The following is a 24,608-nucleotide window of genomic DNA, read 5'->3' as shown; positions in this document are numbered from 1 at the left end:
GGTGGAGATTTCTATACTTCACTTGAAAAGGCCTATAAAGAAGGTCGCGTGAATCTACTGTACCTGCCGGACTTTGATGTATTTACGAAGTATCTTCAGAAGATTGGAAATGTCACTGCGAACACTTCCGCTGTTGAGGGCCGGATTGTGGATCTGAAGGGTGCACCATTGCCGGAGATAACCCCAACTCCGACACCAGTGCCGACACCAGTGCCAACATCACCAACAGTTCCAACATCAACAGCAACAGTAGCACCAACACCTACTGCAACAACAGCACCAACGGCTGCACCGCAAGTAACAACAATTGATGCTGCTGATCTGACCAAACAACTTGCTGAACTGCCAACTGGTAAACATGAACTGGTTATTCCGGTTAAAGCGACTACTGGCGGCGCTCAAGTAGAACTCCCAGGCAGTGTGCTTGTAAAACAAGCTGCTGCACAGCCTAACACCATTCTTACCCTTACTACTGATGGCGCTTCGTATTCCTTGCCGCTCAGTGTTATAAACAGTGTATCGCTTGCCGCTCAATTAGGCACCAGCGACTTTACAATTACAGTATCCATTCTATTAGCGGATTCGAAAACGCTAAGCAGCACAAACCAAGCTATCGCTTCACAGCTAGGTAATGCTACTTTAGCTGCTCCAGTAATCGAATTTAGTGTTTCAGCAGTAGCCGGATCTAAGCGTGTACCGCTGAACAACTTCGGCAGTACTTATGTTAATCGGACGATCAATGTACCTACTTCCTTAAATTCAAATAACGCAACGGCAGTCGTCTTCGTGCCTGCTACAGGCAAGATTTCCTTCGTGCCTGCGATATTTGCCCCTAAGGCTAATGGAACAACAGATGTTACGATTAAACGGAACAGCAACAGCTATTACACCGTTGTTAAATCTTCCAAAACGTTCGGAGATATTAGCGGACACTGGGCTAAAGCGTCCATTGATCTGTTAGCTTCCAAACTGATCGTTAGTGGAACCAATAGCGACACATTCTCTCCTTCACAGTCGATCACACGGGCTGAGTTCGCAGCATTAATTACGCGTTCTCTTGGACTTGTGACAACGGGTGGCGAGACAACTTTTAAGGATGTAAATCCAAACGCATGGTATGCTGATGCTATTCGCACTGCTGCAGAAGCCGAATTGATTTCTGGTTATACCGATGGCAGCTTTAAGCCAGGTAGCCCGATCACTCGGCAAGAAATGGCCTCTGTATTAGCTAAAGCCATCAAGTACACGGGCAAAACCTTAAATGCCGATCCTGCAGCACTAGCTAAATTCAGTGACGCAGCAAGCATTCCTGCTTGGTCCCAAGCAGCAGTAGCAGAAATCGCTGCTGAGGGCATCATTCAAGGAGCGAAAGACGGTTCCTTTGCTCCACAAAAGCTGGCAACTCGTGCTGAAGCCGTTACGATGCTGGAGAAGACCTTGAAATCTCTTCAGTTCATCAATTAATAAAGGCCCACAGCTCTGAGGACAAAAAGGCGGTTCCTAGGGTGCATAATGCACTCGAGGAACCGCCTCTTTTTCATATAACCTCTAGGATTCCATCCCAGCCTCATTCTCTTCATAATGACTTGTATCCCCGTGCAGCAGGATCTCCGGCACGCCATCCGTAAAATCAATCCTGGATAAGCAGGTTGGATACATGTAAGGCAGATCCCATAGCTTAGGCAACTCTCTGCCCTCAAAATAAGCCATCAAGAGCTTGATCACTACCGTATGCGTTACGATAAGAATCGTCTCACCCTGATGGGCAGTGAGAATTTCCTGAAGCTTCTCCAGTGCTCTTGTCTGCACCTCTGCGAAGGTCTCGCTGCCCTCCACTTTAAACCGGTCGGGTTCCTTCCAGAAATAACGATGCTGGTCTGAATACTGAGCTGCCAGTTCAGCAGAATCTCTACCTTCCCATACGCCCATGCCAATTTCTTTAAATGCATCGGAAATCTTCAGCGGAACATCCCGCTCTCCGCGTATAATTTCAGCTGTACGCAGCGCCCTTGGGCTAGAGCTTGCATAAATGACATCCAGATTTGTAGCCTGCATTCCCTGGCTCAACCATTCCGCCTGTTGTACGCCAAGCGTCGTCAGCGCAGAATCCATATGACCTTGCATACGATTCTGCACATTCCATTCTGTCTGTCCATGACGCGTTAGATATATCGTTGTAGTACTCATCCGTTGCTTCTCCTCCTAATCCCAAATTCAGAGATAGTCTACTTCCTGTTTTGCTCCATCCAGTTCACCGCATAGTCTACAATTTCACGCTGTGGAATCAATTGAGCTGCAGCTGAGGCGATATGACCATTTGTAATGAGCCCTGTCTCTTGCCCGAATTGCTCAGCAAGATCAACGAAATCGTCAGAGTTCCAATCTAGCTCCTTGAATTCCACCCACTGTCTATGACCATCCACTAGTATAGGTGCTCCGCCAATGGCTTCCTTCTTTCCTTCATAGAAGGCCCGGCATTCAGCAAGATGTAATGAAGTATTATTCAGATTACCAACGCCTAGCAGCAGCACACTTCCCCCCAGATCATAAATACGAGCTAATGGAGAGTCATCCCCCAAACCGTATTCGAGGGAGTGACCATATATAATCTCATCCCTATGCTTGCCCCAAGCCGCAAATGAATGAATGGGGTGATCGCTGCGCTTTACCTCTTTTTGTCTACGGAAGCAATCCGGAATAACCCCCATTCCTCTCAGTGGGGTCAGGTCTGGATCATAAGCCGGCATCTGCTCACGGATACTCTGCCACCAAGATTCGGGTACCGGTGGGTTACTCCAGCCAGCAGGGTCCGTCAGATCACTAGAATGCGTGGGCATCACAAGTGTACCTGACTCTCCAAGAACCTCCTCAAGCGCCAAAATAACGGCAACCGGGCCACCTGCCACCCATTGGCCTAGTGATTTGAAGGACGAATGCAGTATAATCGTCATCCCCGCCTGTACACCCAGTCGCCGAAAGTCCTCTGCCAACGTCTGAACTGTAATCAAATTGCCTTGAATTTCTTCCACCCTTCATTCCTCCAAACTCTCTTGCTGCTAATCCTAGCAAAGCTTCTCACTGCCATTATATAGGAGGATCACTTCTAACGACACCCTTAACGCCCATCAAGGTACAGTTCAGCAATGATATTTATACTAAAGCTACTTATCCTGCCTTTTACGACAGATCTTCAGACAGCATTTTGGCTCTATAATCCCCTGGAGAGATCCCTTCCAACTCTTTGAATACACGGGCAAATTGCTTACTGTTCTCAAAACCTACTTTCTCCGAAACCTCAGCAAGCTTGCCACAGTCTTTCGCTAGCAGTTCTTTAGCATGACGGATGCGTACCTTTTTTAAATAAATGACAAAATTCTCACCAGTATATGCTTTGAAGGCTTCGCTAAAATAAGAATAATTCAAAGAAACATGGTTACTAACCATAGCCATATTTAGTGGACGAGCATAGTTGGCTTCAATATAGTGCAGCGCTTCCTCCATGTCAGCATGCTCCGTATGAGCAGAGCGTACCCCTACAATGTAATTACTCACACTCAGGAGCAAATTCTCAAGCGCACGATAATAATCATGAAAATGACGATAATTGTACATATTGCCCACTGTGCGATACAGCTTCAACACCTCTACCGAGGCCTCGCCATGCACCCGAAATACTTCATCCAGCACCAATTCATTGATATTCTGTCCCACCGACTCCAAATAAGACAGGTCAAGCGCCTTCAAATGCTCAGTCTGAAAAATCACAGCCAGAAGATGCTTCATCTCCTTCTCGCGTTCTGTTCCAAGCATATTGAGCAGCTTGCGAATTTCCTCCTTTGGTAAGGGGGAATTAGACCGTTCTTGACTCACATCCTCGTAATTCAACAAGTTCACTTGTGGATATACAAAAGTATACTGTAATGCCCGACAAGCTTCCTTATAACAGGAACGAAGGTCTGCAAGACTTCCTCCTTCGCTACTTATCCCAATCGACAATCCCATTATTTCTTTGGCTTCAGCTTGTCTGGACAGCTCAATAAAGTCCTGTTTTCTGGTTCCGAGCAATACTAGCTTACCGTCCCAGTCCGTTGTGATTTCCGAGAAATATTTTTCAAGTGGTCCCATCAATCGTTCAACCAGCCCCTGAACATCCCCAGGCTTCATTCTTGTTCCGTCATTACAATAGTAATTCAACACACCTACTGTAAAAGGAACCTCCAAGTCATCTAGGCTCTCCTGCTGCTCTCGCTCCAACTGAACTTCCTGCTGCATAAGCAGCTCGCGTAAACGGCTAGAACGCAGCTCTCGGCGAAAACGTTCTGCTTCCTGTTCCTGCTGCCTTGCGCTGAGATTCTGCTCCTCCTCCTCCTTGTCTATACACTTCAAGATTTCGAATAATTCATCTCTACGAATCGGTTTAAGTAAATAATCCTTCACGCGATAACGGATCGCGCTTTTGGCATATTCGAAATCGTCATACCCACTTAAAATTAGCACTGCCGGACTTTTCTCGCCCCCTGTCGCCGAAGACAACCGCTCCAACAACGTAATTCCATCCATTACCGGCATACGAATATCCGTAATAATAATATCTGCACCATCTGTCTTAAAGACCTCGAGCGCCTCTGCACCATTGCTCGCCATTATGATCGAATATGCGGATGGAAATTCCCTTTCAATCATGATCTTCAGACCTACACGAATATTTTTCTCATCATCAACGATCAGTAATTTCTTCATGGTTGTTTTTCTCCCGTCAAAAGAACTTTCGGCAAGCTTAGACGTACCATCGTCCAACTCCCTGCCTCGCTCTGTACTACAAGCCCGTATTCTTCGCCATAAAAGATTTGCAGACGCTGGTGTACATTTCGCAGTCCTATGCCCCCTGCTCTCTGGCTTACTTCCCGCTGTTCACAGGAGCTATCACAATCACAACATTCATCCTTAGCATATATCGCCTCGTTTAAAGCAACTAGACGTTCTGGGGTAAGACCGATACCATTATCACGAAGCTCTATGGAAATATCACCTTCCGTTTCCGAAATATGAATATTAATGCTCGGGTCCTGTAAATTTTCTTTCTCCCCACACCAAGCATGCTTAACACTGTTCTCCACAATAGGCTGCAGTGACATTTTAAGCACCTCCAGCTCCATATATCGAGGCTCAATATGAAGCACCAGCTTAACCGGATATTCAAAACGAATATTCATCACTTCAATGTAGTTCTCAATATGGCGAATTTCATCTCGCAGCTTCACATACTCTCCGGACCATTTGAAATTATAACGCATCATCCCCCCCAGTGAGGTTAATGCATCCGAGATCGTTCGTTGGTTCTCAATTTCAGCCAGCATTTTAATATTTTCCAGCGTATTATACAAAAAATGTGCGTCAATCTGGTTATGCAGCGTACGTAGCTCAGCCTCTTTTGACAATGCTTGCTTGCTCACTGCTTGAGCCACCAATGTATTGATCGTGTTCATCAGTTTGGAGAAATGATGGGCAAGCTCACCGACTTCCCCTCCACCACGAATCATAATTCCACTGTAGGCTTCACCTCTGCGCACTTTTTTCATTGTTTCGGTCAATCTACGTAGATTTTTTAGAATAAAGGCATTTGTCACATAAGCAATCAGCGTTAGCAGGGTAATGAACCCGACATTGGCTCCAATGATTAAGTTGCGCGTTCGGGAGATATCCTTCATAACTCCCTCCATGGACACTACATTTAACAAATAAGCATCAATACGTTCTAGCGGAGTGTTAATCAACAAAAAAGATCGACCATTCTCCGAGTAATCACTATCCCATTCTCCAGTTTCCCGAAAATGCTTATACCGTTCTGCAATCATATCGGCCATCTTCAGATTATCCTGCAAAAAAGAATGATCCGGTCTGGTGAAAACCTGTAGCTCACTATCCACAAGGAACATCTGGGTCTGATTATCCCGGACGTCTGTATACGTCTTGGGTGTAAAACGACTCAGCAGCATATCCACCTGCACCATACCGATATGATTGTCTGCTGGACGACTCTTCTCACGCAACAACGAAACCTTTGGCAGACTCTCCGCCGGTGCTTCCAAGTATCTCTGCATCAGATCAGGATCACTTTTCTGAAAAGACCAGTATTCCTGTCCCTTCAATTGAAGCGCTTTCTGAAACCATGGCTTGGAAGAAACCCGCTCTTCCCGAAAGATAATCGGCCAAATTTCATGCACTTTATCGCTTCTCGAATACAGCCTCAAATGCTCAATATTCGGATTATTAAATTGAATACGAGTCATATTCACATAGGCATTTGTATTGAAATTAATCAAATCTACTAGCTGGGGTTCAGTTTCATTCGCAAGGAATTCTTCTACATCGGTATCAGAATAAGCCATCTGCGCCGCACGTTCCATCGCCTCAATTTGATTATAGATATGTAATTTTTCCATTTGCAGCAAATAATCATTTTTCTCGACGGCATCTCTGAGATAGGTATTATTGATAGACTCATAGAAGTAGACGGATACCAGCAAGCACGGGCCTAAAATAATAAAAACATAGGCTGAAATTAAACGACTCTGGAGAGATCTTCTCCCCCACCAATAACTAAAAGAATGCCATAATGCTCTAGCTCGCTCACGCCTGTTCACACTATACACTTCTGTTCTGTCCACCTCGCTAAAATAGTGAATACTTAACCTATTTAATATCTATACCATATTTATAGATTGAAAATAACCCAATCGCCCGCATTAGCGGGCGATTGGGTCCTGTTTATTTTATTTTTTTGCGAGTTTTTGCTTATTCTCTTCATATTTTGTTTGCTGGAAGGCTTGCACTTTAGCCAGACCCAGATCCTCTTGCTTCTTGATGTAATCTGTCCAGATGGAATCAAATTCAGCATCGGATGGAGCCATCAAAAGCTTCGGTAACGTTTTGCTGCGCAAATCTTTAATTTTAGATAAGATGACGCCCTCAGGGGAGCTTGCCAACGGATCGATTTGATCAAACTCGGAGATACTTTTTGTTTTTCCGCGAGTCCAGTCTTCAAGCTGTTTGAAAGGCTCTACAGCTGTAGGTGTCCATTGCGCTGTAATATTGGTATTCATCAGCATCCAGAACGTAAAGGAAGAACCATATTGCTTGTCGAATGCCGAACGGTCTTTATTCATCAGATCAAAGACTTCTGGTTTAAATTGGTCTTTGCCGTCAATGGTATCATAGCTGACGCCTTTTTCTCCAAGATAGAGATCTTTATTACCTTCTTCACTGTTCAGGTAACTAAGGAATTTAATAGCGCGTGCTTTGTCTTTAACATCTTTGGAGATCAGCGTTACTGTCCATCCGGAAATGGCAGGGCCGTTCAGAGTAGGTGCATCTAGGTTGGTATTAGCCGGTCCGTCAACAGCGATATAAATTTTGTTCGGGTCTTGCTGGTACAGAGTTCCCAATTGGGCTGCAAAGTCAGTGCGTTGGTACAGCATCGCGAAGTAACGGCCTTGAGCGATTTTTTCTTCCATTTGAGGACGTTTGTCAATAAAGATATCTTTAGAAAGCAAGCCGTCTTGGTTCGCTTGACGCAAAGTTTTCATCCAGCGGATATATTCAGGGTCAGTCTCACGATTGTATAACTTGCCGTCTTTTTCTCTTGGAATAGCTAAGAAGTTCTGAATGTATTGTTCCAGAGAATCGTTACCAGTTGCGGTAAATTCGTGCAGACCGAGCGGAATTATCGGTTGACCATCGATTGCAGGGAATTTCTCTTTAGCGGCCTTCAGCGCTGCCACGAATCCTTCCGGTGTGCGCATATCAGGACTGCCAATCGCTTCATAAATATCTTTGCGGACTACGAAGGTTTGGTTGGATACATAAGTGTCGCCATATTTCTCGTAATCTTTAGGTGAGGAAGAAGCATTCGGATAACCGTATACATTGCCATCAGCTTGTGTGTACCATCCCAGTTTGTCAGGGTCGGATACTTTGAAGAAGTAAGGATCATATTCTTCTGCCAGTTTGTTAAGAGGAAGCACGAGATTACCTTCAATCATTTTCTTAACTGCATCTTCATACCATCCCAGTGTAATGAAGTCCGGCAGTTTACCGGAAGCAATCAGTGTGTTCAGCTTTTCATTTTCATTACCGGCTGGAACGATAAAGTTAATGTCAACACCGGTTTTTTTAGTGATATATTGGGAAGTTGGATCCACACCCCATTTATTAGGGAACCAGGCAAAGTTCAGGTACCAGTCAAACGTAATTGGTGATGTGTCGGATTTCCAACCCGGCTCATCAGCGGATAGTGCTGTAGCTTCTGGCGCTGTTGTAGCTGTTGCCTCTGCTGTGTTGCCTTCAGTCTTGTTTGCGGTATTACCTTTGTTTGCGGCGTTGCCATTGTTGCCGGAACAGCCCGCTACGGACAGAACCATGATTGTTGCCATAAGCAGCAGCATTATTTTCTTTGGCTTTCTTTTCATGTCCATGCTTGTTTACCCCTTTTCTTAGATTGATTAATAATTATAATTTGCAACTCCAAGACTGCGGGAGCAGTCTGGAGGAGACACCACTAGTTCGGGTGAAGTGCGACCGGCACTTAGCCCTTGATGGAGCCAATCATCATCCCTTTGACGAAATAACGTTGCAGGAAAGGGTAAGCAAAGACGATCGGAAGTGTTGTAACAACCATGGTAGCCAGCTTGATGGACTGCGAGGTCACCGTCCTAGTCACGGCGCTTCCCTGGACGGCAGTCATCATCAGATTCGAGCTGGACTGGGCAACAACCCGGTACAGGAAGGTTTGAATCGGTTGCATGTTTTCATTGTTCATATAAATCATTCCGGTAAAATAATCATTCCATTGATAAACGCCATGGAACAGCGCAATGGTAGCCAGTACGGGCAAGGATACCGGTAGGACAACCCGCAGGAAGATGGACCAGTCATTAGCTCCGTCAATACGCGCCGCTTCCTCGAGACCATCAGGAATATCCCGGAAGAAGGTCATGAAGATGATTAGATCGAAGAAGCTGAACATGACCGGAATAATATAGACCAGGAAATTTTCTAGCAGATGAAGATCTCTGATGAGTAGGTACGTCGGAATAAGTCCGCCTGCGAAGATCATGGTTATCGTGCCTAACAGGATGTAGAATTTGCCCCCAATCAGTTCCCTGCGGGAAAACGCATAAGCAACCATCGCCGTAAAGAACACATGCAGACCTACGCCAAGAAGTGTTTTGGCTACGGTAAGCCACATCGCCCTCATAATACCCGGGCTAGCGAATACGGCACTAAAGTTCTCCAATGAAAACTTGCGCGGAAACCAGTAAATCCCACCCAGCATAGCATCTTTCCCGTCATTAAAAGCATTAACCAGCACGTACCAGATCGGATACAGCGTAACGAAGCAAATACAAAGCATTCCAATATTGTTGACTATATCAAAGACGACTTCGCCCTTGGTTCTGCGATTCAGTGTAATCATGTACAGGTCCTCCTTGGCCTAAAACAACGAGGTGTCGTTGAGTTTTTTGGATACTTGGTTGGCAATTAGCAGCAGAATGAGCGAGATAACCGATTTGAACATCCCAATTGCAGTTGAATACGAGAAGCGGGCCGAAAGCAGACCGGTATAGTAAACATAATAGTCAATCACATTGCTCGCGCTGTCATTCAGCGAATTGCGCAGTACCAGAATCTGATCAAAATTGGAGTTCAGTACACCGCTAACCGCCAGAATAAACAAGATGCTGATCGTTCCTTTAATGGTCGGTACGGTAACATACCACATTTTCTGGAATCTTCCGGCACCATCGATGGTGGCCGCTTCATACATTTCGGGAGATATGCTGGTAATGGCAGCCAGATAGATGATCGCTGACCAGCCCAACTCCTTCCATAAATCCGAGGTAATAATAATAGTCCAAAAATATTTTGGTTCAGCCAGGAACGAAATTGGCTGGTCGATCACATGCAGCGCCATCAGAATATTGTTGATGATGCCTATATCTGCCAGCCAAGTGGCAAGAATCCCGCCAAGGACGACCCAAGACAGGAAGTGGGGCAGATACGATATCGTCTGAATACTCTTCTTAAAGCGAACGGATCGGATTTCATTCAGAAAGAGAGCGAATATGATCGGCAACGGAAAGATCAACAGTTTGATTAAGCTGATGCCCAGCGTATTCTTCATTACATGCACAAAATTATCGTCCGCCAGGAACTCTTTGAAATTCGCGAGACCGACCCAAGGGGCTTCTGAGATTGGCTTGACGATGTTGTACTCCTTGAAGGCGATAATAATGCCATACATCGGAATGTAGTTAAAAATAATCATCCATACTACACCGAGCAGTGCCATTGTCTGCAAATGTCGTTGGGTAATGAACTTCTTCCAAAGCGGGGTACGATTTACTTTACCGGTTTCGAAATTGCCCGAAAATTGAGGCTTCATCGCTGGGCTTAATTCCCCATTTGTTTTTTTCTCCATCATATGGACCTCCAGAATCTCTATATCCGCTCTTGTATAAAGCGTTTACAATATCTATGTATTCATTGTATTTGCTTTTGCCTGTCTCCATAAGGTATTGAATTTCGGATTATAGGTTCCATTTTTCGGGTTCAAGCTAAAACGCTTTCGCCATCCTTTAAGGACGGTAAGCGTTTATCCTTATATTTGGAGAAAAAAATAAAGGGAGGGCCTAGGCCCTCCCTTATTTTCTATGCCATTATTGCTCGAATTTGCTTGATCTCTCCACGCCGCAGAGCCTCTGCCTCATCGCCACGAACGAGTGCTCCTGAAATTTCGGTCACTGTTCCATCGTGATAGACGAGCGTCATGCTCTGAATAACAACCTTCTTCTCACCAAATGTATTCTCACATTGTGGGTTCGAATAAGTTACTTCCGTGCCACCTAGAAATGTGAAAGAGAGATTGCCTTGTTCATCAAATAGCCAGCCTGGTAGAACCGGATCCAAAGATAATGTAAGCTGTCCATCTTCTACTCTGAAAACATGGCTTCCGGCCATCATCGTTCTCCACATACTCAAGAATTCAGCAGTCGACCCACTTAATCTTGCAACGAACCCTCTACCATGATTGTTCGGATCAGGATTACCTCCGGTAGCGATAAAGGATGAATTTTCAAGCGTGCTGCGTCCATAGACAGCCGGATCTAGGAACGGAACTAGCGAGGTCTTCAGTTCTCCGTAGAACTCCTCATAAAGCCCGCCCTTCAACAGCTCAAGTAAATATTTATAGGACATATGCAGGAAGTTGGACTCCCGCTCTAACCAGCCTGGCGTAAAGGCTCTCATTCGTCCGATCTCATGAGACTCACCCTCTAGACTAACCGAAGTTTGATACATAGACGTAGTCGGATCATATAACTCTGTTTGCTTAATCAAATTATAGATTTCTTTGGCTTGCACCGGATCTTTCAGCGTCTTCAACAGGCGAGTAGGCCCCTCAAGGAAGTATGGCAATGCATAGACCTCAAACTCCTCTACCACAGCTTTTGGCAGGCCGTATCCGCTAAGTACTGGTTGACCTTCAGCATCTGTTACCTGCTGGAATTTCTTCGCCTCAAAGCGGAAATAGGTTGGGGTAAGTCCGTTACCAAGTTCTACTGCCTTGTTGATTCCCTCGTCGATTTTGACCAAGAACTTGGAGAGGGCCTCACGAATGTATTCTAAGGTTACTTCAGACTCAGTTCCAGTAATACCGAAACGGATACGTGCTCTATAAGCCTCACGCGCCGAAGCTACAGTATCCCAATAATTAAATTGTTCCAAATCTCCCGACAGAACCGCCGTGACCGCATGATATACCTCTTCAAGCAACTGGGCAATTTCTTCTGGCAGGTCTACAGCTCCTTGGACGCTTTCTTTGCTGTTCAGAGCATCTAACAAAAAGACTACGGTACGTTTCAGCTCAAAAGTCTCACTCATTCCGGAGCCGAACAATCCAGGCAGTCCATTCATAGCATCGTTCCAGCCCGGCTTATTGCCTTCCATTTCTACACCCATACCATAAGGATCAAGCGTAGCAAATTTATTCAAGGCAAGAGACAACATCTTCACGAACAGATTGGTGTGGTAAATGGCGCCGTGACCGCCTTCAGTACGCAGCCAATGGGTATCTCCAGCTTTCCATTTCAGCTTGTGCAGCTTCTCCTCATCCTCAAGGAGTGCACCATATTGCCGGGCCTTTCCGTCACTGATTACATATTTCTCACTACGTGGCAGCACATACGCTGGGCTGTCATAGAACGCATAGGTGTTATCCCCAAATAGAAGCTCCTGCTTTTTGTCAGGGAAGATATCCAAGTAACCTACTACCAGATCCATATTATATGTCCAGTGATCCGACCAGAAGCCTTCGCCAAAGGCTGCCTCAATGTTTTGCTGTGACAGGGCAAGTAATCCCGACAAAAATTGTTGTTCGCTTACCTTCAAGGCAACGTTATGATCCGCAATATAGTTCACTAAGCTACCTGGTGTGAACCGAGTGCTACACAGCTTTACAAGCTCAGCTTGATGATCTGCCGCAGCTTTTCCAATCCACTCCGCAGCTTGTGCCTTACTATCCGGTTTCACTTCAAAGGTTGTTCCTTGCACGCTCAGTGGATTGTAACCATCCGCCTGAATCAAGCTATAGAACATTTTGATGTTAAAGCTACCCACCTTCGGATTAAAAAACACATCATTCCGACGATTCTGATTCATATCACGGAAGTTTCCGTTCCCCTGTGAATAATATTCTGGGGCGAGTGAGAAGAAATTGTAGTCACGCTCCAAGTCACCGTGCTTACGCGAGTATAAGTGAACTACAAAGCCATCACCACCATTGTCAAAGACAAAAGGATAGCCTCCACGCAGGAAGTTATCGAGATAGGATTGACGGCAATACGCATCAAACACAGCCGATGAAGTGTGAGTAGCAATATCTTCCGTTAATTCCTCCGTCAGACCTGCGGCCTCTTGAGATTTAGACAGGATATATTCATCGCGGCATAACTGCTCCGCCTTCTTATTGATTTTGTCGATGTCATTTACATGTCCAACCAGTGTATTCAGGATCAGATTGCTACCTGGTGCTAAACGTCTTGCCACTCCGCTAAAACCGCACGGAACCTTGTTGACGGGGTATTGTGGAAGCTCGCCCAGTTCGGCAAGGGTTAATCCCGCAAAGCGGTCCGGGTACGTAAGCGAGGTATTGCCACCAAAGACTAGCTCGAAATCGACGATTGGCGAGACTTTTTCTCCTTCTCCAGTGAACGACAGGTAGAAATGGCCATTGGTAATTTCGCTAACCTGTGCATCATCATTGGTACTGGAACGCAGCTTATAGAACGGAATACCATTCTCTAAGTTGTATACGTCCATCCAGCTGCGCAGCAGATTCCCTATTTCCTTGTATCCACTGTTTTCTACGCCGTAAGGCAAGATTTCAGGCAAACCATCCATCAGCTCCAGCTCGATCTCTTTACCGCCGATGTTCTCAATCTCTACCCGACGTACCAATGCTGCATAATCGTCATTAGGCAAATTAAAATAGTGTACGGTCGTCTTCAGACCATGTCCGGCATGGCTTTCTTCAATAGTAAGCCCATTAGGCAAAATGGTCATGAGGCGCTTTGCAGCAGGATCTGGACGTGCAGATTGAAACGGTTCATAAATCTCTTGCTCACCTTTAATTTTGATAAAGGTTCTGAAACCGGTCGTCCCTACGTTCTTATAAGAGATATTTGCAGGAGAGAATTCCATGATCGGCGAATTCTTATCGCGTACCCCGAAGCTGCAAATGGCCTGACCCCGATTCACATAAAAAGTCCACATCGGAATTCCCTTCAGTCCGGCAAGACCCGGTAAGAAACTGGAAAAAGGCTTTCCTTCATCAAATTGCTCCATTACAAATGTACCTGATTCGAAATAATAGTTGCTCATATTTATGTCCTCCTAAGTTGTAGATTATTTATGAAATCAAATGCGTTACGATGGAATGAGGCGATAGCTCGCAGCTTGCAATCTCTTCGCCTAGACCTAGCGTTACATTGTGCTCTTCTTCACTTTCATTCATCAGTACGACAGCTATACTACCGTCAGGATTACGGAATGCTGTGGTTAAGATACCTTCCGCTTCAGATGTAAATCCGATCCGTACTGCACCTGGCGCAATGAATTTACTGAAATGCCCAATGTAATAATAGGAGCTGTTATAGTGCACTTCATCCGTTGTAGTATCTGCAATAATCGGCGCATCGCAGAGATTGCCTACATGGTTAGGACCTCCAGTCTCATCCAGTACCAGGTTCCAATCCAGGTATCCTTCTGTCCACGCATTGAGATCTCCAATCATGTTTCTGCCGTAACGTTCGCCTGTAAACCATTCTCCCAGCTTAACGCCGCCCTCTTGGCAGCCCTCTGTGAACAACAAATGCTTGTCAGGAAATAAATCATGTACCTTTTCTACTTTGTCGAACTCCTCGCCTCCGTACCAGTGAATACCTGTACCCCACACATACTTTGCAGCTTCAGGATCAGATAATACTGCCGAAGCACGCTCGACCATAATATCGCGGTTATGATCCCAGATTACAATGTTCACATCTGAATGGCCGGTCTGATGCATCACCGGTCCAAGATAATTTTTAACAAAATCCCGTTCCTCTTCCGCACTATAAATACATGAATCCCAGACCTGAACGGCAGCCGGCTCATTTTGCACGGAAACTGCCCAAATCGGTACTCCCTCTTTTCCATAAGCTTCAATGTATTTCGTATAGTAGCGCGCCCAAACTTCTGCGTATTCCGGCTTCAGTGATCCACCGTTATTCATTTCTCCATTTGTTTTCATCCATGCCGGAGGGCTCCAAGGAGAAGCCAGCATCGTGAATGCACCGCCTCTTACTTCCATGGCATCTTTTATCAGCGGAAGTACCCACTTATGGTCATGTGAGATATCAAAAGTAGCTAGCTCTGTGTCATGATCAGCAACATAAGTATAATTACCGAGGGCAAAATCACAGCTGTGTATATGAACACGCCCCATGCTATAGCCTAATCCCTCTACTGGATGGAAGTACCGATGAATAACCTCTGCTCGTTTCTCGGAGCTCAGACGTGACAACGTATAAGCAGCAGCTTCAGTGAAAGCGCCACCAAATCCAATCATCTTTTGAAACTCCTGCTCTGGCTTAATCTCCACATCGGCAGACCCAGATCCTACTCTTGCGCTAAAAACAATTGCATCTTTTGGAGTTAAGCGTTCCCCTGTATCTTTTGCAGTTACCACAGTTTGAACTTTTGCCATTTCATCCAGCTCCTTTGAATTGTTTTCTTACCAAAGCACTAGTCTTTACTGGATCATCTTCCGATGTTATAGATTCGGAGCAATGAGCCATCAAATCGAAACAATCGAAACCGGTTTCGTTTGTTTCGAAAAAAAATGATCTTCCAAATCAATTGAAAGAGCATTTATAACAATGGGTCTATTATAGCTCCATCTCACTACATAAGATGTGCCAAATACCACTATCTCATCTCATAAGAACAATTGAAAGCTATACTGTCTTTTACTTTAGCAGGACTCTTTTCAGTTCGTCAAGATTTATCAGACTACTTTCCGCTAATCGGAGGTGCACAGGATTCCCGTTCAACCACTTCCACCGGAACTAAAATCGCTTCCTTATCTAATACTTTACCTTCAATTGAGGTTAAAAGAATGTCCGCCGCTTGGCTTCCAAGAAGCTCCGTATCCTGACGCACCGTTGTCAATGCAGGTGTAACGTACTCGGCAAGATCGATGTCATCGTAACCCATAACTGAAATATCCATCGGTACGGAAAGTCCACTATCTTTAGCGGCCATAATAGCCCCTAAGGCTAGTAAGTCACCGGAAGCAAAGACGGCGGTTGGACGTTCAGGGAGCTTAAGAAGCTCCAGCATCGCGTTATATCCGCTTTCCCGAGAATAAAAGGCTCCGTTTACCACATAGGACTTAGGTACTTTAAACCCTCGCTGCTTCATAGCGGTCTTGTAACCCAACTCCCGCATTTTACCTGGAAATGTGTTCATGCCGCCGGATATATGGGCAATCTTGCGATGCCCCAAAGAGGCTAGATACTCCACTGCCAGCTGGGCTCCAGAAGTATTATCTGAGCATACCGTATGCGTCTCAGAAGTCTCGAAATCCATAATAACGGTAGGAATATCACTCTCAAGCAGTTCACGGAAATACGGATCCTCATAATCGGACAAGAAGACAACAACGCCGTCTACGCCACGAATCCTGCAATTCTCTAAATAACCGCTTTGCTTACCACCGACATCTTTGGAGATAAACATGAGGGCATAACCCTTTTCAACAGCAACCTTCTTAAAGCTTTCGATCACAGCGCTGAAAAAAGGATGGCGAATACCAAATCCCGTATTCTCTACGAACAGCACGCCGATGGTCCACGATTTCTTAGTGGTCAATGTACGGGCATGTGAATTTGGCAAATACCCCATTTCTTGGGCAACCTGGAATATTTCCTGACGAGTTTTCTCACGTACATCGGAATAATTATTAAACGCCTTAGAAACCGTTGTTGGAGAGTAACCGGTTCTTTTGGCAATATCGTATATCGTTGTCAAATCGGCTCGCTCCTTGCCCTGACAAATGAAATGCCTTTTGTTCACTGCAATTTTAACGTCTTTCCGTACCGCCGTCCAGCGAAAAGTAACTTTGTACAGAGGGGAGTAGTGTAACGGTCTGAATCAACAGCCCCAGACTCATATAGATCAGATGTATAATTGCAACACTATTCAGCATGTACGTCTGCACCGTTATCCAAATGATTTGCCCAAACCCGATATACAGAGACAAAGCCCAGAAGCTATATAATTTCTTGAACGGATTTAATCGTTCCACCAAGTGCCACTGAGGTCTCTTGATCAGACCATAAACAACGAGGAGGGGCAGTAATCCAAATACGATAAATAGCAGAATACCCGGGAATAAAAAATCAGAGAATGGCGATCTTTCCAGCATAGAAGTCGGCATTTTCATTAGATCCCCGCTTGGATCTATTACAAGAGCACCGCCCCCTCCTAACGCTCCAACCCCTAAAAAAATAAGAAGAATATAAAGCCATGTTACTGTACCCGGCCTTCCCTTCGTTAATTCCATTTCACTTCCCCATTTCCAAATAAGAATTAGAGCAACCCTATCTAGATAACGAATCTGCCCTTTTTTCTATTTTACAAGTTTTCCCTGTTTATCACCGAGATGCATATCACAAATTTGGCTGTGTTTATGGTTTTTTTACGTACGATGTGAACAGCAGCGCTTTACGTTATACTAAGTTTAGAAGCTAACATTTCAATTAACGGAACTCATAAATGAACATCATTGAATCCAAAGCATAAACAATTTCTACGTCCTTATAAGCGAGAAACCCAAGACATAAAGTATGGTGTGGAACTTATAGTTTTTATTTCAAAAACAAGGAGACAGGACATGCGTACACATGCGCTGCACCTAACATACCTATGAACGATACCGACCTTCTATCTACCAAGCAGTGTGCTTATTGCCACAAGCTAAAGCCGCTCACAGAATTTCGCAGACGTACAGGCAAACGTTCCAAGGGGCAGTCACGCCGTGGTACCTGCCGCGAATGTCGGAAACAACGGGAAACACTAAATATAAAACTCACAGCAAACCCCTTACTGGTGAAGCTTGATACGATCCAAACCCATCAGCACACTCTATTGGAGCGTCCCAAAGAGGGAAAGCCGTCTTCCGCTGCTGCTTCTTCAGCACAATCTAATCCGAACCGACGCGTACGAGGTTTGGAACAACGAAGAAAACGGCCGCATTCTCAAAGCACAAAGCTAAATCCCGAAGATCCAACCCAATTGATTCCTTCTACCAAAGGGATGATTCTAATGCGCGGTCATAGCGACAAGGGACGGCGCTGGCATCAGGAGATTGATCTAGCGCTTGCAATTATCCTGGTCAGGGAACATGCCGCTATCGTTGTAAACCGTCGAACGATTCGACGATTGTATAGTAATAAGGATTTTCGATCTTATATACTAGCCAGAGACAATTACACCTGCTACTTCTGCGGCGCTTATGGGGACACCATTGATCATTTACTACCTCGTGCTAAAGGGGGTCATACAACCCCAGATAATTGCGTCTGCGCTTGCACGTTATGTAATCAGACTAAAGCTGATAAATCTGTTGAGGATTTTATGGGCCGAATATAACAACTTAAATCAAAAAGCCCTAATCTCGTAGGTTGTTCTGTTTCCGTGAACAGAATAACCTACGAGATTAGGGTCGCTTTTTAATGTGGAGAAGTGTAGTTTATTTAGTTGCCTGTAATATTCTTAACTCGTCCTACCTGTCCGCTAGTCAATCTGACCTTAATGCCATGCGGATGCCGAGGCGAGTTCGTGAGAATATCTTTCACCGTACCGTGTGTTAGCTTGCCTGTAGGCTGATCCTGTTTAAGTACAATATCCACTTCAAGCCCAGGACGAATATCCGCTCTTACTTGTCCGTTCATGATGTAATCCCCTTTCATGGGTTATAATGTTGTCAACTACAATAGATAAGGATGAGACGTTATGGCCTTCGGCATCAATAGAGAAGAATTATCCCGGTGGAAAAAAGCGGTCTCCGCAGGAGAGATCGCCTTCTTGACTCATTATTGGCTGGATCCACGCTTTCCCGGCATCACTACCGTCACCAAGGTGGGCTGTAGTGATCTTACCACACTGAAACACTGGTGCGAGGAGAATGGATTGCCTGCCCAATATATTCATAATCGTTCATCGTTTCCCCACTTTGACCTCATTGGACCTAGGCAGGCAGAAATCCTTCGACAAGAAGGTCAATGGGATCAACTGGAACGTTTCAAACTGCTCTAAATACAAATTGTGATTTGAGACGTATTAATTACTTCTTTTTGCGTAAATCCTGCATGATTTTACGGCCGGTAGGTGTCTGAGCTAAACCGCCCCCTGCAGTCTCGCGGTGTTTCTCTGGCATAGCTGAGCCTACCTCGAGCATGACCTTGATAACTTCATCAGAAGGAATCACACTACGAACACCAGCCAGTGCCATATCTGCGGCGGCAAGTGCAGTAACTGCACCGAATCCGTTTCTAACAATACAAGGAATCTCAACAAGTCCGCCAACCGGATCACAAATCAGGCCTAAAGTGTTCTTAAGTGCTAACCCGACAGCATGCACTGCTTGTGCAGGCGTTCCGCCGCGTAGCTCGGTTAACGCGCCTGCTGCCATCCCAATGGCAGAACCTACCTCAGCTTGACAGCCGCCTTCCGCACCCGATACAAAGGAGTTATTGGCGATGACATAACCGATGGCCCCGGCTGCGAACAATCCGGATACCATGTAGTCATCATCCCAGCCAAACCGTTCCTGACAGCTGAGAAATACACCCGGAATAATCCCGCATGAACCAGCAGTAGGCGTCGCAATGATCCGGCCCATAGAAGCATTCACTTCGGATACAGCCAGCGCGTAAGCCATAGCTTGACCTGCAGGTCCACCTAGGCATGGCTCATCAGCCGCGTTGTATGCTCCTACACGCTGGGCATCCATGCCTGTAAGGCCGCTGCGCGAAGTTGTATCTTCATGCATCCCGCGATGAACAGCCTCTTTCATCACGCCATAATATTCACGCATCGTGGAAAATTCATGATCACTGGAACGTCCAGATTCCGCGCTTTGCTCTTCGAGCATAAGTGCTCCAATCGTGAGACCACGTTCCTCACACAATACAGCCAGCTCGCTAAGTGTTTGAAAATTCATGTTAAACTTTCCTTCCCCTTCTCATCTTGCTTACCTTCGTTTAAATTAACCAGCTTCACGGATTTCACAGCAGTGAGCGCTTTAAGCGCTTCAATAAGCTCCGGTGTAGCCGCTTCATCCAGCTCCAGCACCGTTAAGGCTGCACCACTACGATTCTTGCGATCCAGAGACATATGCCCTATATTAAACTGTCCGTTACGCATCACTTCCGTAACACTCGCCAGAACACCTAAATAATCCATATGATTAATCAGAACCGTCGGATAGATCCCCGTAAGCTTCACTCCAAAACCGTCGATATCAACAATCTCGATGTTTCCGCCACCAATAGATGTCCCTGTTAGTGTCAGTTCACTTCCTGTTTCTTGTCCGATGAGATGCAGCTTAACGGTGTTCGGATGTGGGAACAGACCTGTTCCTTGCTTAAAAGAAACTTCCATCCCGGCTTCGACTGCCAGTTCTAGGGAATCTGGAAGCCGATGATCGTCGGTAGTGAAATCAAGTAACCCTCCAACAATCGCCCGATCTGTGCCATGTCCCTGATAAGTTGCTGCAAAAGAACCAAAAAACGTTACTTCAGCCACACGCGGTACTTCACCCAACACCTGCCTTGCAGCCCTCCCGATCCGTGCCGCCCCAGCGGTATGTGAGCTTGAAGGACCGACCATCGCCGGACCAATAATTGAAAATACATCCTTAAAACGCATAAAAGACCTCCTGCCTGCAAGAATAGGCAATTATCGTATTCCTATATAGTATACTGCACTAGCAGTCGGAGTTCACCGTGACATTTGCTGTGATATCCAAATGCCTGACTTTGCGTATTCAAAGGCTAGTATTTCTATTTCATGTCTTGAGTATCACAAGATATCCTGGGAGCACAGCATAATTCCACCTCTATACTGCCAGCCCATCCCTTCCCAGAACCCTCTTCCATGTTCATTGGTTTCAATAACCATCAGGTGGCACTTGGCAATACCGGCTGCGCGGAGATTCTCAAGACAAGATCATACTTGTTCCCTCGCTCGAACAGAATGACATAAAGCATGAAGAGCGCTCCGAGGAAGCTTTTCCAGCTCCAGCAGCGCTTCGTAAGGATCGCCCTCTAATCCCATAGCTTTCGCAAAGGCAGGCTCTGTCTTCCATCCGCTTGATTTTAAAAGAATGATCCGTTCGCGAAAATCATCATCCATCTGAGCTAAAATTTCAGCTTCAACGATCATATGCAAATAACCATTCTGGAGCTCCGTTCGCCTCGGCTGTCCAAACAGTTCGATAGGCCAGCCCTTTACCATAAAGTTAATTTTCGTTCGAGGAATGCCTTGAACCACTCGTGATTCGCTAACAAACCCCTCCATGGCTCCAAAATATCGAACAACTTGCGCCTTAAACTTCACAGGATCATAAACCTCACAAATGATATCCAAATCGCTGCCCTCTACTTGAATTCCAAGCGGTATTGTCCCAACCAACAAAGGGGTGTAGTCTGTTAGCAAATTCATAATCTCCAGCTCTGTAAGAAGGTTATAGACCTCTTTCTGAACCACGGTTCCATGAATCAAATAATCGACATTTCTCCAATCATTCATTTTGGACAAGCGCCTCCTCCGACTTGGGTTTATAAAAGCATATGTATGTATTGATGACAGCGCACGCTTTTCTGGGCGCATGCATAGAAATATACGGAAGGTAGAACGCAAGGAGGTTATTTCAAAAAAATGAATCCCATCTACCCCTATTATGGGGAGCGGACAGTATGTAAAGAGCAGCCTATTGCTTTTCCTCCACAGCATCAAGATCGTCAGCCGGGCCTGGAGAGTCTGATGAATCCTCGTCCCATCAGTGAAAACCCGGAAATTATCGGCAGTGGAAAACTGAAGGGAAAGGTTGCACTCATCACCGGAGGCGACAGCGGAATTGGTAAAGCCGCAGCCATTGCTTTTGCAAAAGAAGGTGCAGACATTGCTATAGCTTATTTATACGAAGCCTCAGATGCGGAAGTCACTCAAAAGCGGATCGAAGAATTAGGGCAACGTTGTCTAAGGATTGAAGTTGATTTACGCCATAAGGAGAATTGCTTCAGGGCTGTGGAGCATACGATTCGCACCTTCGGCAAGCTGGACATTCTGGTCAATAATCACGGGGTCCAATATCCACAAAAAAGTATTTTGAATATCACAGAAGAGCAATTGTACCAGACGTTCCAGACGAATATCTTTCCATTCTTTTACCTTGCTCAGGCCGCACTTCCACATCTTAAAAAAGGTGCATCCATCATTAATACCGCTTCCATTACTGCCTATCAAGGAAATAAGGAGCTCATAGATTATTCCTCCACCAAAGGGGCGGTGGTCTCTTTTACCCGCTCTTTAGCCTTATCTCTCGTAGACGCTGGCGTCCGTGTCAACAGTGTAGCTCCCGGTCCGGTATGGACCCCACTGATTCCCTCAAGCTACTCTGCAGAGGAAGTTAGTATCTTTGGTACAGATACACCCTTTAAACGTGCTGCACAGCCTTATGAGCTAGCAGGAGCATATCTCTTTTTAGCGGGCCCTGATTCTTCATATGTTACCGGGACATGTATACATGTCAACGGTGGAGATATGGTCACCAGCTGATACACAACTCACCACGAGAGGAATGTATACCTATGAATAAGATGCCCGATTATGATATTCCTTCTGTCCGTTTAACAAGTGGCATGTATGCCTTAACAAAATTAGCCTGCGCAGGGCTAACGTACGTCCTTATCTCCTTACTTATGCTTGGGTTTCCACAACATAACGGCATACCAGAGGGTTGGCCACTTTCGATCCCCTATGCGATTTACGCTTATGGACTGCCAGCCGCACTAGTAGCCGATGTTCTGCTGCGCCTCCTGCGTACCACATCCCACATCGTTTCCCTTGTTGTATACGTAGCCGCAGGTTTCGGTGCAGGTCTATGGCTGGCAGCAGAACAAGGTTCAGAGCTACTGCTGTGGGGCCTGGCTGGAATTTTGGGACTGCTGCTGCTACGAGTGACGCAACTGGGTGTAGAGCGTTCCCCTCTACTACTGCCTGTGTTTGCACTATTTCTACCGCTGCTCTGCTTGCTGCTGTTATAAGCTGCACTCAGAGTGCTTCTATGATATCACCGGCAATAATAGCCGCTGGATTATTCCGCTGACGGGCGGCTCTCTCCCCTGCTAATCCGTGTAGATATACACCAAAAGCTGCTGCCTGCGCCTCATTCATTCCCTGAGCCAGCAGGCTGGAAATGATGCCCGTTAGCACATCACCGGCTCCACCAGTACCCATGCCGGGATGGCCTGTGGTGTTTACATAAGCTTGCCCTTCAGGCGTTGCTATAACCGTATGTGCTCCTTTTAATACAAGGGTAACCCCATTCTCTTTCGCATATCCCATAGCCAGACTGATGCGGTCCCGTTGCACCTCAGCTGTTGTTATACTAGCAAGACGGGCCATCTCACCTGGATGAGGCGTCAGAATCACCGGATGGCGTCTACTTGCCCAGCTCTTGTAATCAGCTTCAGCTAATATATTTAAAGCATCCGCATCGATCACCAGAGGACAATCCGTCTCTTCCCAGAGATTGCGAAGCCATTCTGTATCAGCCTCGAACCGACCAAGACCGGGACCAATGGCAAGAACATCTCGCTCTTTACTTAGCCTCAGCAGCTCTGAAACGCTCCCTGCTTGCCAGGTTCCATCTTCATTGCCCCCAACATCGGCTAACATGAGTTCAGGGGCAGAACCGATGATACAGGGCAGCAGCTTCTGAGGAAGCGCCCATGTCACTAATCCGCAGCCTGCCCGGAGCGCAGCACGGGCAGAGAGCAGTCCGGCGCCGCTCATTCTTAAGGTGCCGGCAGCAAGAAGGACATGCCCATAAGTACCCTTATGGCCTTCAGGCGAACGCCGGCGGGCCAGATCCACGCCCAGATGGGCATGCAGCACTTCCGGTGTCAGCAGGTGAACCTGCACACCGCTTTCAGGGGCCAAAGAAGACGGAATGCCGATGGCCCGGACCTTCACATGCCCCGCTGCGCCTGCACCGGGGTATTGCAGGAGGCCTCGCTTGAGAAACGCGAGGCAAACCGTCACCGACGCATGAATGCAAGGCTCATGCGTCTCACCGGTGTCCGCGTTCAGACCACTCGGGATGTCCGCGGACACGATCACTTTGCCGCTGCTATTCGCTGCGGCAATCAGCTCCGCATAGGCACCGCGAGGGGCTCCCGCGGCGCCAGTGCCGAGCAGCGCATCCAAGATGCCGCTGCACTCGGCAAGGTCCAGCCGATCCCTGCCGTATACCACGGCAGGAAGGCCCATGGCTGCAGCCGCATCGCGCTGCAGGGCGGCCTCGCCGGAGAGCGACTCCGGCGGCACCGCATAAACGAGCGTGACGGCGATGCCGGTCTCGCGAAGATACCGTGCGGCGGCGAGGCCATCGCCGCCGTTGTTGCCTTTGCCGACGAGGATAAACCATCGCTCGGCGGCGGCATTGTCCAAGGTCAGCGCATGATCTGCGCTGACCTGAAATGCCGCGACAGCCAGCGCGGCATCCTTCCCGGCGTCTTCCCATCCAGCTGCATTTCTGCAGCCCTCTCCACCTCTCCGCCGGCACAGCGCAATGATCTCCTCTGCGATCACTCTTCCCGCATTCTCCATCAGCGCAATAGCTGGAATCCCCAGCCGCTGGATTGTTTCTCCGTCCAGCCGCCGCATTTGCTCAGCAGTTACCAGATACATGGTTCGGCCCCTTTCCGCTACACTTCAAT

21 protein-coding genes are annotated in these 24,608 nt (G+C 46.5%); 5 read left to right on the top strand and 16 right to left on the bottom strand.

Going from position 1 to position 24,608, the window contains the following annotated elements; all coding sequences use genetic code 11:
- Positions 1–1,464 (top strand): S-layer homology domain-containing protein (locus ACFWMP_RS24930; RefSeq protein ID WP_379424949.1); only part of this gene is annotated, 1,464 nt, incomplete at its 5' end.
- Positions 1,465–1,548: 84 nt separating this feature from the next.
- Here ACFWMP_RS24930 and ACFWMP_RS24925 read toward each other — a convergent pair.
- From ACFWMP_RS24925 to ACFWMP_RS24875, 11 genes are all read right to left on the bottom strand, one after another.
- Positions 1,549–2,187 carry a histidine phosphatase family protein gene (locus ACFWMP_RS24925; RefSeq protein WP_379424948.1) on the bottom strand — a complete coding sequence of 213 codons (639 nt, stop codon included), beginning with the start codon at positions 2,185–2,187 and terminating at the stop codon, positions 1,549–1,551.
- Positions 2,188–2,225: 38 nt separating this feature from the next.
- On the bottom strand, positions 2,226–3,029 hold the full coding sequence (locus ACFWMP_RS24920) for an AAC(3) family N-acetyltransferase (protein WP_042184458.1): 804 nt from the start codon (positions 3,027–3,029) through the stop codon (positions 2,226–2,228).
- 148 nt (positions 3,030–3,177) lie between these two features.
- On the bottom strand, positions 3,178–4,740 hold the full coding sequence (locus tag ACFWMP_RS24915) for a response regulator (protein WP_042184456.1): 1,563 nt from the start codon (positions 4,738–4,740) through the stop codon (positions 3,178–3,180).
- Positions 4,737–6,668, bottom strand: coding sequence for a cache domain-containing sensor histidine kinase (locus tag ACFWMP_RS24910; RefSeq protein ID WP_379424947.1), 1,932 nt, complete (start codon positions 6,666–6,668; stop codon positions 4,737–4,739). The genes ACFWMP_RS24915 and ACFWMP_RS24910 overlap by 4 nt, the downstream gene beginning before the upstream one ends.
- A 105-nt stretch (positions 6,669–6,773) precedes the next feature.
- Positions 6,774–8,474, bottom strand: a complete 1,701-nt coding sequence (locus tag ACFWMP_RS24905; protein WP_042184452.1) for a type 2 periplasmic-binding domain-containing protein — start codon at positions 8,472–8,474, stop codon at positions 6,774–6,776.
- A 110-nt stretch (positions 8,475–8,584) separates the two neighbouring features.
- Complete coding sequence (locus ACFWMP_RS24900) at positions 8,585–9,475, bottom strand: carbohydrate ABC transporter permease (RefSeq protein ID WP_042184450.1); 891 nt, start codon at positions 9,473–9,475, stop codon at positions 8,585–8,587.
- Between the two features lie 18 nt (positions 9,476–9,493).
- Positions 9,494–10,480: an ABC transporter permease gene (locus tag ACFWMP_RS24895; RefSeq protein WP_379424975.1), complete on the bottom strand. Its 987-nt coding sequence runs from the start codon at positions 10,478–10,480 to the stop codon at positions 9,494–9,496.
- A 230-nt stretch (positions 10,481–10,710) separates the two neighbouring features.
- The gene (locus ACFWMP_RS24890; protein ID WP_042184448.1) at positions 10,711–13,938 is read right to left on the bottom strand and encodes a hypothetical protein; all 3,228 of its coding nucleotides are present in this window, start codon (positions 13,936–13,938) and stop codon (positions 10,711–10,713) included.
- Positions 13,939–13,966: 28 nt separating this feature from the next.
- Complete coding sequence (locus ACFWMP_RS24885; protein WP_042184446.1) at positions 13,967–15,304, bottom strand: glycoside hydrolase family 30 protein; 1,338 nt, start codon at positions 15,302–15,304, stop codon at positions 13,967–13,969.
- Positions 15,305–15,609: 305 nt separating this feature from the next.
- A complete protein-coding gene (locus ACFWMP_RS24880) occupies positions 15,610–16,629 on the bottom strand; it encodes a LacI family DNA-binding transcriptional regulator (RefSeq protein ID WP_379424946.1) in 1,020 nt (339 codons plus the stop codon).
- A 52-nt stretch (positions 16,630–16,681) separates the two neighbouring features.
- Positions 16,682–17,164, bottom strand: coding sequence for a hypothetical protein (locus tag ACFWMP_RS24875; protein ID WP_042184442.1), 483 nt, complete (start codon positions 17,162–17,164; stop codon positions 16,682–16,684).
- A 362-nt stretch (positions 17,165–17,526) separates the two neighbouring features.
- On the opposite strand from ACFWMP_RS24875, the gene ACFWMP_RS24870 reads away from it, so the two are divergent.
- Entirely contained in the window at positions 17,527–18,252 is a 726-nt protein-coding gene (locus ACFWMP_RS24870; RefSeq protein ID WP_379424945.1) for an HNH endonuclease, read from the top strand.
- Between the two features lie 104 nt (positions 18,253–18,356).
- On the opposite strand, the gene ACFWMP_RS24865 is transcribed toward ACFWMP_RS24870, so the two are convergent.
- Positions 18,357–18,554, bottom strand: a complete 198-nt coding sequence (locus tag ACFWMP_RS24865) for a YwbE family protein (RefSeq protein ID WP_042184438.1) — start codon at positions 18,552–18,554, stop codon at positions 18,357–18,359.
- A gap of 61 nt (positions 18,555–18,615) precedes the next feature.
- On the opposite strand from ACFWMP_RS24865, the gene ACFWMP_RS24860 reads away from it, so the two are divergent.
- Positions 18,616–18,918: a hypothetical protein gene (locus ACFWMP_RS24860; RefSeq protein ID WP_042184436.1), complete on the top strand. Its 303-nt coding sequence runs from the start codon at positions 18,616–18,618 to the stop codon at positions 18,916–18,918.
- A 28-nt stretch (positions 18,919–18,946) separates the two neighbouring features.
- Here the strand turns inward: ACFWMP_RS24860 and sdaAA are convergent, their stop codons facing one another.
- From sdaAA to ACFWMP_RS24845, 3 genes are all read right to left on the bottom strand, one after another.
- Positions 18,947–19,825: an L-serine ammonia-lyase, iron-sulfur-dependent, subunit alpha gene (gene sdaAA, locus ACFWMP_RS24855; RefSeq protein ID WP_042184434.1), complete on the bottom strand. Its 879-nt coding sequence runs from the start codon at positions 19,823–19,825 to the stop codon at positions 18,947–18,949.
- Entirely contained in the window at positions 19,822–20,532 is a 711-nt protein-coding gene (gene sdaAB, locus ACFWMP_RS24850; RefSeq protein ID WP_076285196.1) for an L-serine ammonia-lyase, iron-sulfur-dependent subunit beta, read from the bottom strand. Before sdaAB ends, sdaAA begins: the two co-directional genes overlap by 4 nt.
- Before the next feature lie 300 nt (positions 20,533–20,832).
- Positions 20,833–21,414, bottom strand: coding sequence for a DUF4269 domain-containing protein (locus ACFWMP_RS24845; protein WP_379424944.1), 582 nt, complete (start codon positions 21,412–21,414; stop codon positions 20,833–20,835).
- A 129-nt stretch (positions 21,415–21,543) separates the two neighbouring features.
- Between ACFWMP_RS24845 and ACFWMP_RS24840 the strand changes: the two genes are divergently transcribed.
- Together ACFWMP_RS24840 and ACFWMP_RS24835 are read left to right on the top strand one after the other, a co-directional pair.
- Positions 21,544–22,443 carry an SDR family oxidoreductase gene (locus tag ACFWMP_RS24840; RefSeq protein ID WP_379424943.1) on the top strand — a complete coding sequence of 300 codons (900 nt, stop codon included), beginning with the start codon at positions 21,544–21,546 and terminating at the stop codon, positions 22,441–22,443.
- 32 nt (positions 22,444–22,475) lie between these two features.
- Complete coding sequence (locus ACFWMP_RS24835; RefSeq protein WP_052404132.1) at positions 22,476–22,931, top strand: hypothetical protein; 456 nt, start codon at positions 22,476–22,478, stop codon at positions 22,929–22,931.
- Positions 22,932–22,938: 7 nt separating this feature from the next.
- On the opposite strand, the gene ACFWMP_RS24830 is transcribed toward ACFWMP_RS24835, so the two are convergent.
- Positions 22,939–24,579 carry an NAD(P)H-hydrate dehydratase gene (locus ACFWMP_RS24830; RefSeq protein WP_379424942.1) on the bottom strand — a complete coding sequence of 547 codons (1,641 nt, stop codon included), beginning with the start codon at positions 24,577–24,579 and terminating at the stop codon, positions 22,939–22,941.
- Positions 24,580–24,608: the final 29 nt, after the last annotated feature.

It is taken from the genome of Paenibacillus sp. NPDC058367, assembly GCF_042723305.1.
In the GTDB taxonomy this organism is placed as follows: Bacteria; Bacillota; Bacilli; order Paenibacillales; family Paenibacillaceae; genus Paenibacillus_AQ.
The sequence above is the reverse complement of the archived record's forward strand: the minus strand, read 5'-3'. Positions and strand labels throughout refer to the sequence as shown.

Coding starts and splice junctions, on each gene's coding strand:
- ACFWMP_RS24915 (WP_042184456.1), bottom strand. CDS start 4,740: ATGAAGAAATTACTGATCGTTGATGATGAGAAAAATATTCGTGTAGGT.
- ACFWMP_RS24860 (WP_042184436.1), top strand. CDS start 18,616: ATGGCCTTCGGCATCAATAGAGAAGAATTATCCCGGTGGAAAAAAGCG.
- ACFWMP_RS24900 (WP_042184450.1), bottom strand. CDS start 9,475: ATGATTACACTGAATCGCAGAACCAAGGGCGAAGTCGTCTTTGATATA.
- sdaAA (WP_042184434.1), bottom strand. CDS start 19,825: ATGAATTTTCAAACACTTAGCGAGCTGGCTGTATTGTGTGAGGAACGT.
- ACFWMP_RS24840 (WP_379424943.1), top strand. CDS start 21,544: ATGAATCCCATCTACCCCTATTATGGGGAGCGGACAGTATGTAAAGAG.
- ACFWMP_RS24895 (WP_379424975.1), bottom strand. CDS start 10,480: ATGGAGAAAAAAACAAATGGGGAATTAAGCCCAGCGATGAAGCCTCAA.
- ACFWMP_RS24885 (WP_042184446.1), bottom strand. CDS start 15,304: ATGGCAAAAGTTCAAACTGTGGTAACTGCAAAAGATACAGGGGAACGC.
- ACFWMP_RS24865 (WP_042184438.1), bottom strand. CDS start 18,554: ATGAACGGACAAGTAAGAGCGGATATTCGTCCTGGGCTTGAAGTGGAT.
- ACFWMP_RS24830 (WP_379424942.1), bottom strand. CDS start 24,579: ATGTATCTGGTAACTGCTGAGCAAATGCGGCGGCTGGACGGAGAAACA.
- ACFWMP_RS24870 (WP_379424945.1), top strand. CDS start 17,527: ATGAACGATACCGACCTTCTATCTACCAAGCAGTGTGCTTATTGCCAC.
- ACFWMP_RS24835 (WP_052404132.1), top strand. CDS start 22,476: ATGAATAAGATGCCCGATTATGATATTCCTTCTGTCCGTTTAACAAGT.
- ACFWMP_RS24845 (WP_379424944.1), bottom strand. CDS start 21,414: ATGAATGATTGGAGAAATGTCGATTATTTGATTCATGGAACCGTGGTT.
- ACFWMP_RS24905 (WP_042184452.1), bottom strand. CDS start 8,474: ATGGACATGAAAAGAAAGCCAAAGAAAATAATGCTGCTGCTTATGGCA.
- sdaAB (WP_076285196.1), bottom strand. CDS start 20,532: ATGCGTTTTAAGGATGTATTTTCAATTATTGGTCCGGCGATGGTCGGT.
- ACFWMP_RS24890 (WP_042184448.1), bottom strand. CDS start 13,938: ATGAGCAACTATTATTTCGAATCAGGTACATTTGTAATGGAGCAATTT.
- ACFWMP_RS24925 (WP_379424948.1), bottom strand. CDS start 2,187: ATGAGTACTACAACGATATATCTAACGCGTCATGGACAGACAGAATGG.
- ACFWMP_RS24875 (WP_042184442.1), bottom strand. CDS start 17,164: ATGGAATTAACGAAGGGAAGGCCGGGTACAGTAACATGGCTTTATATT.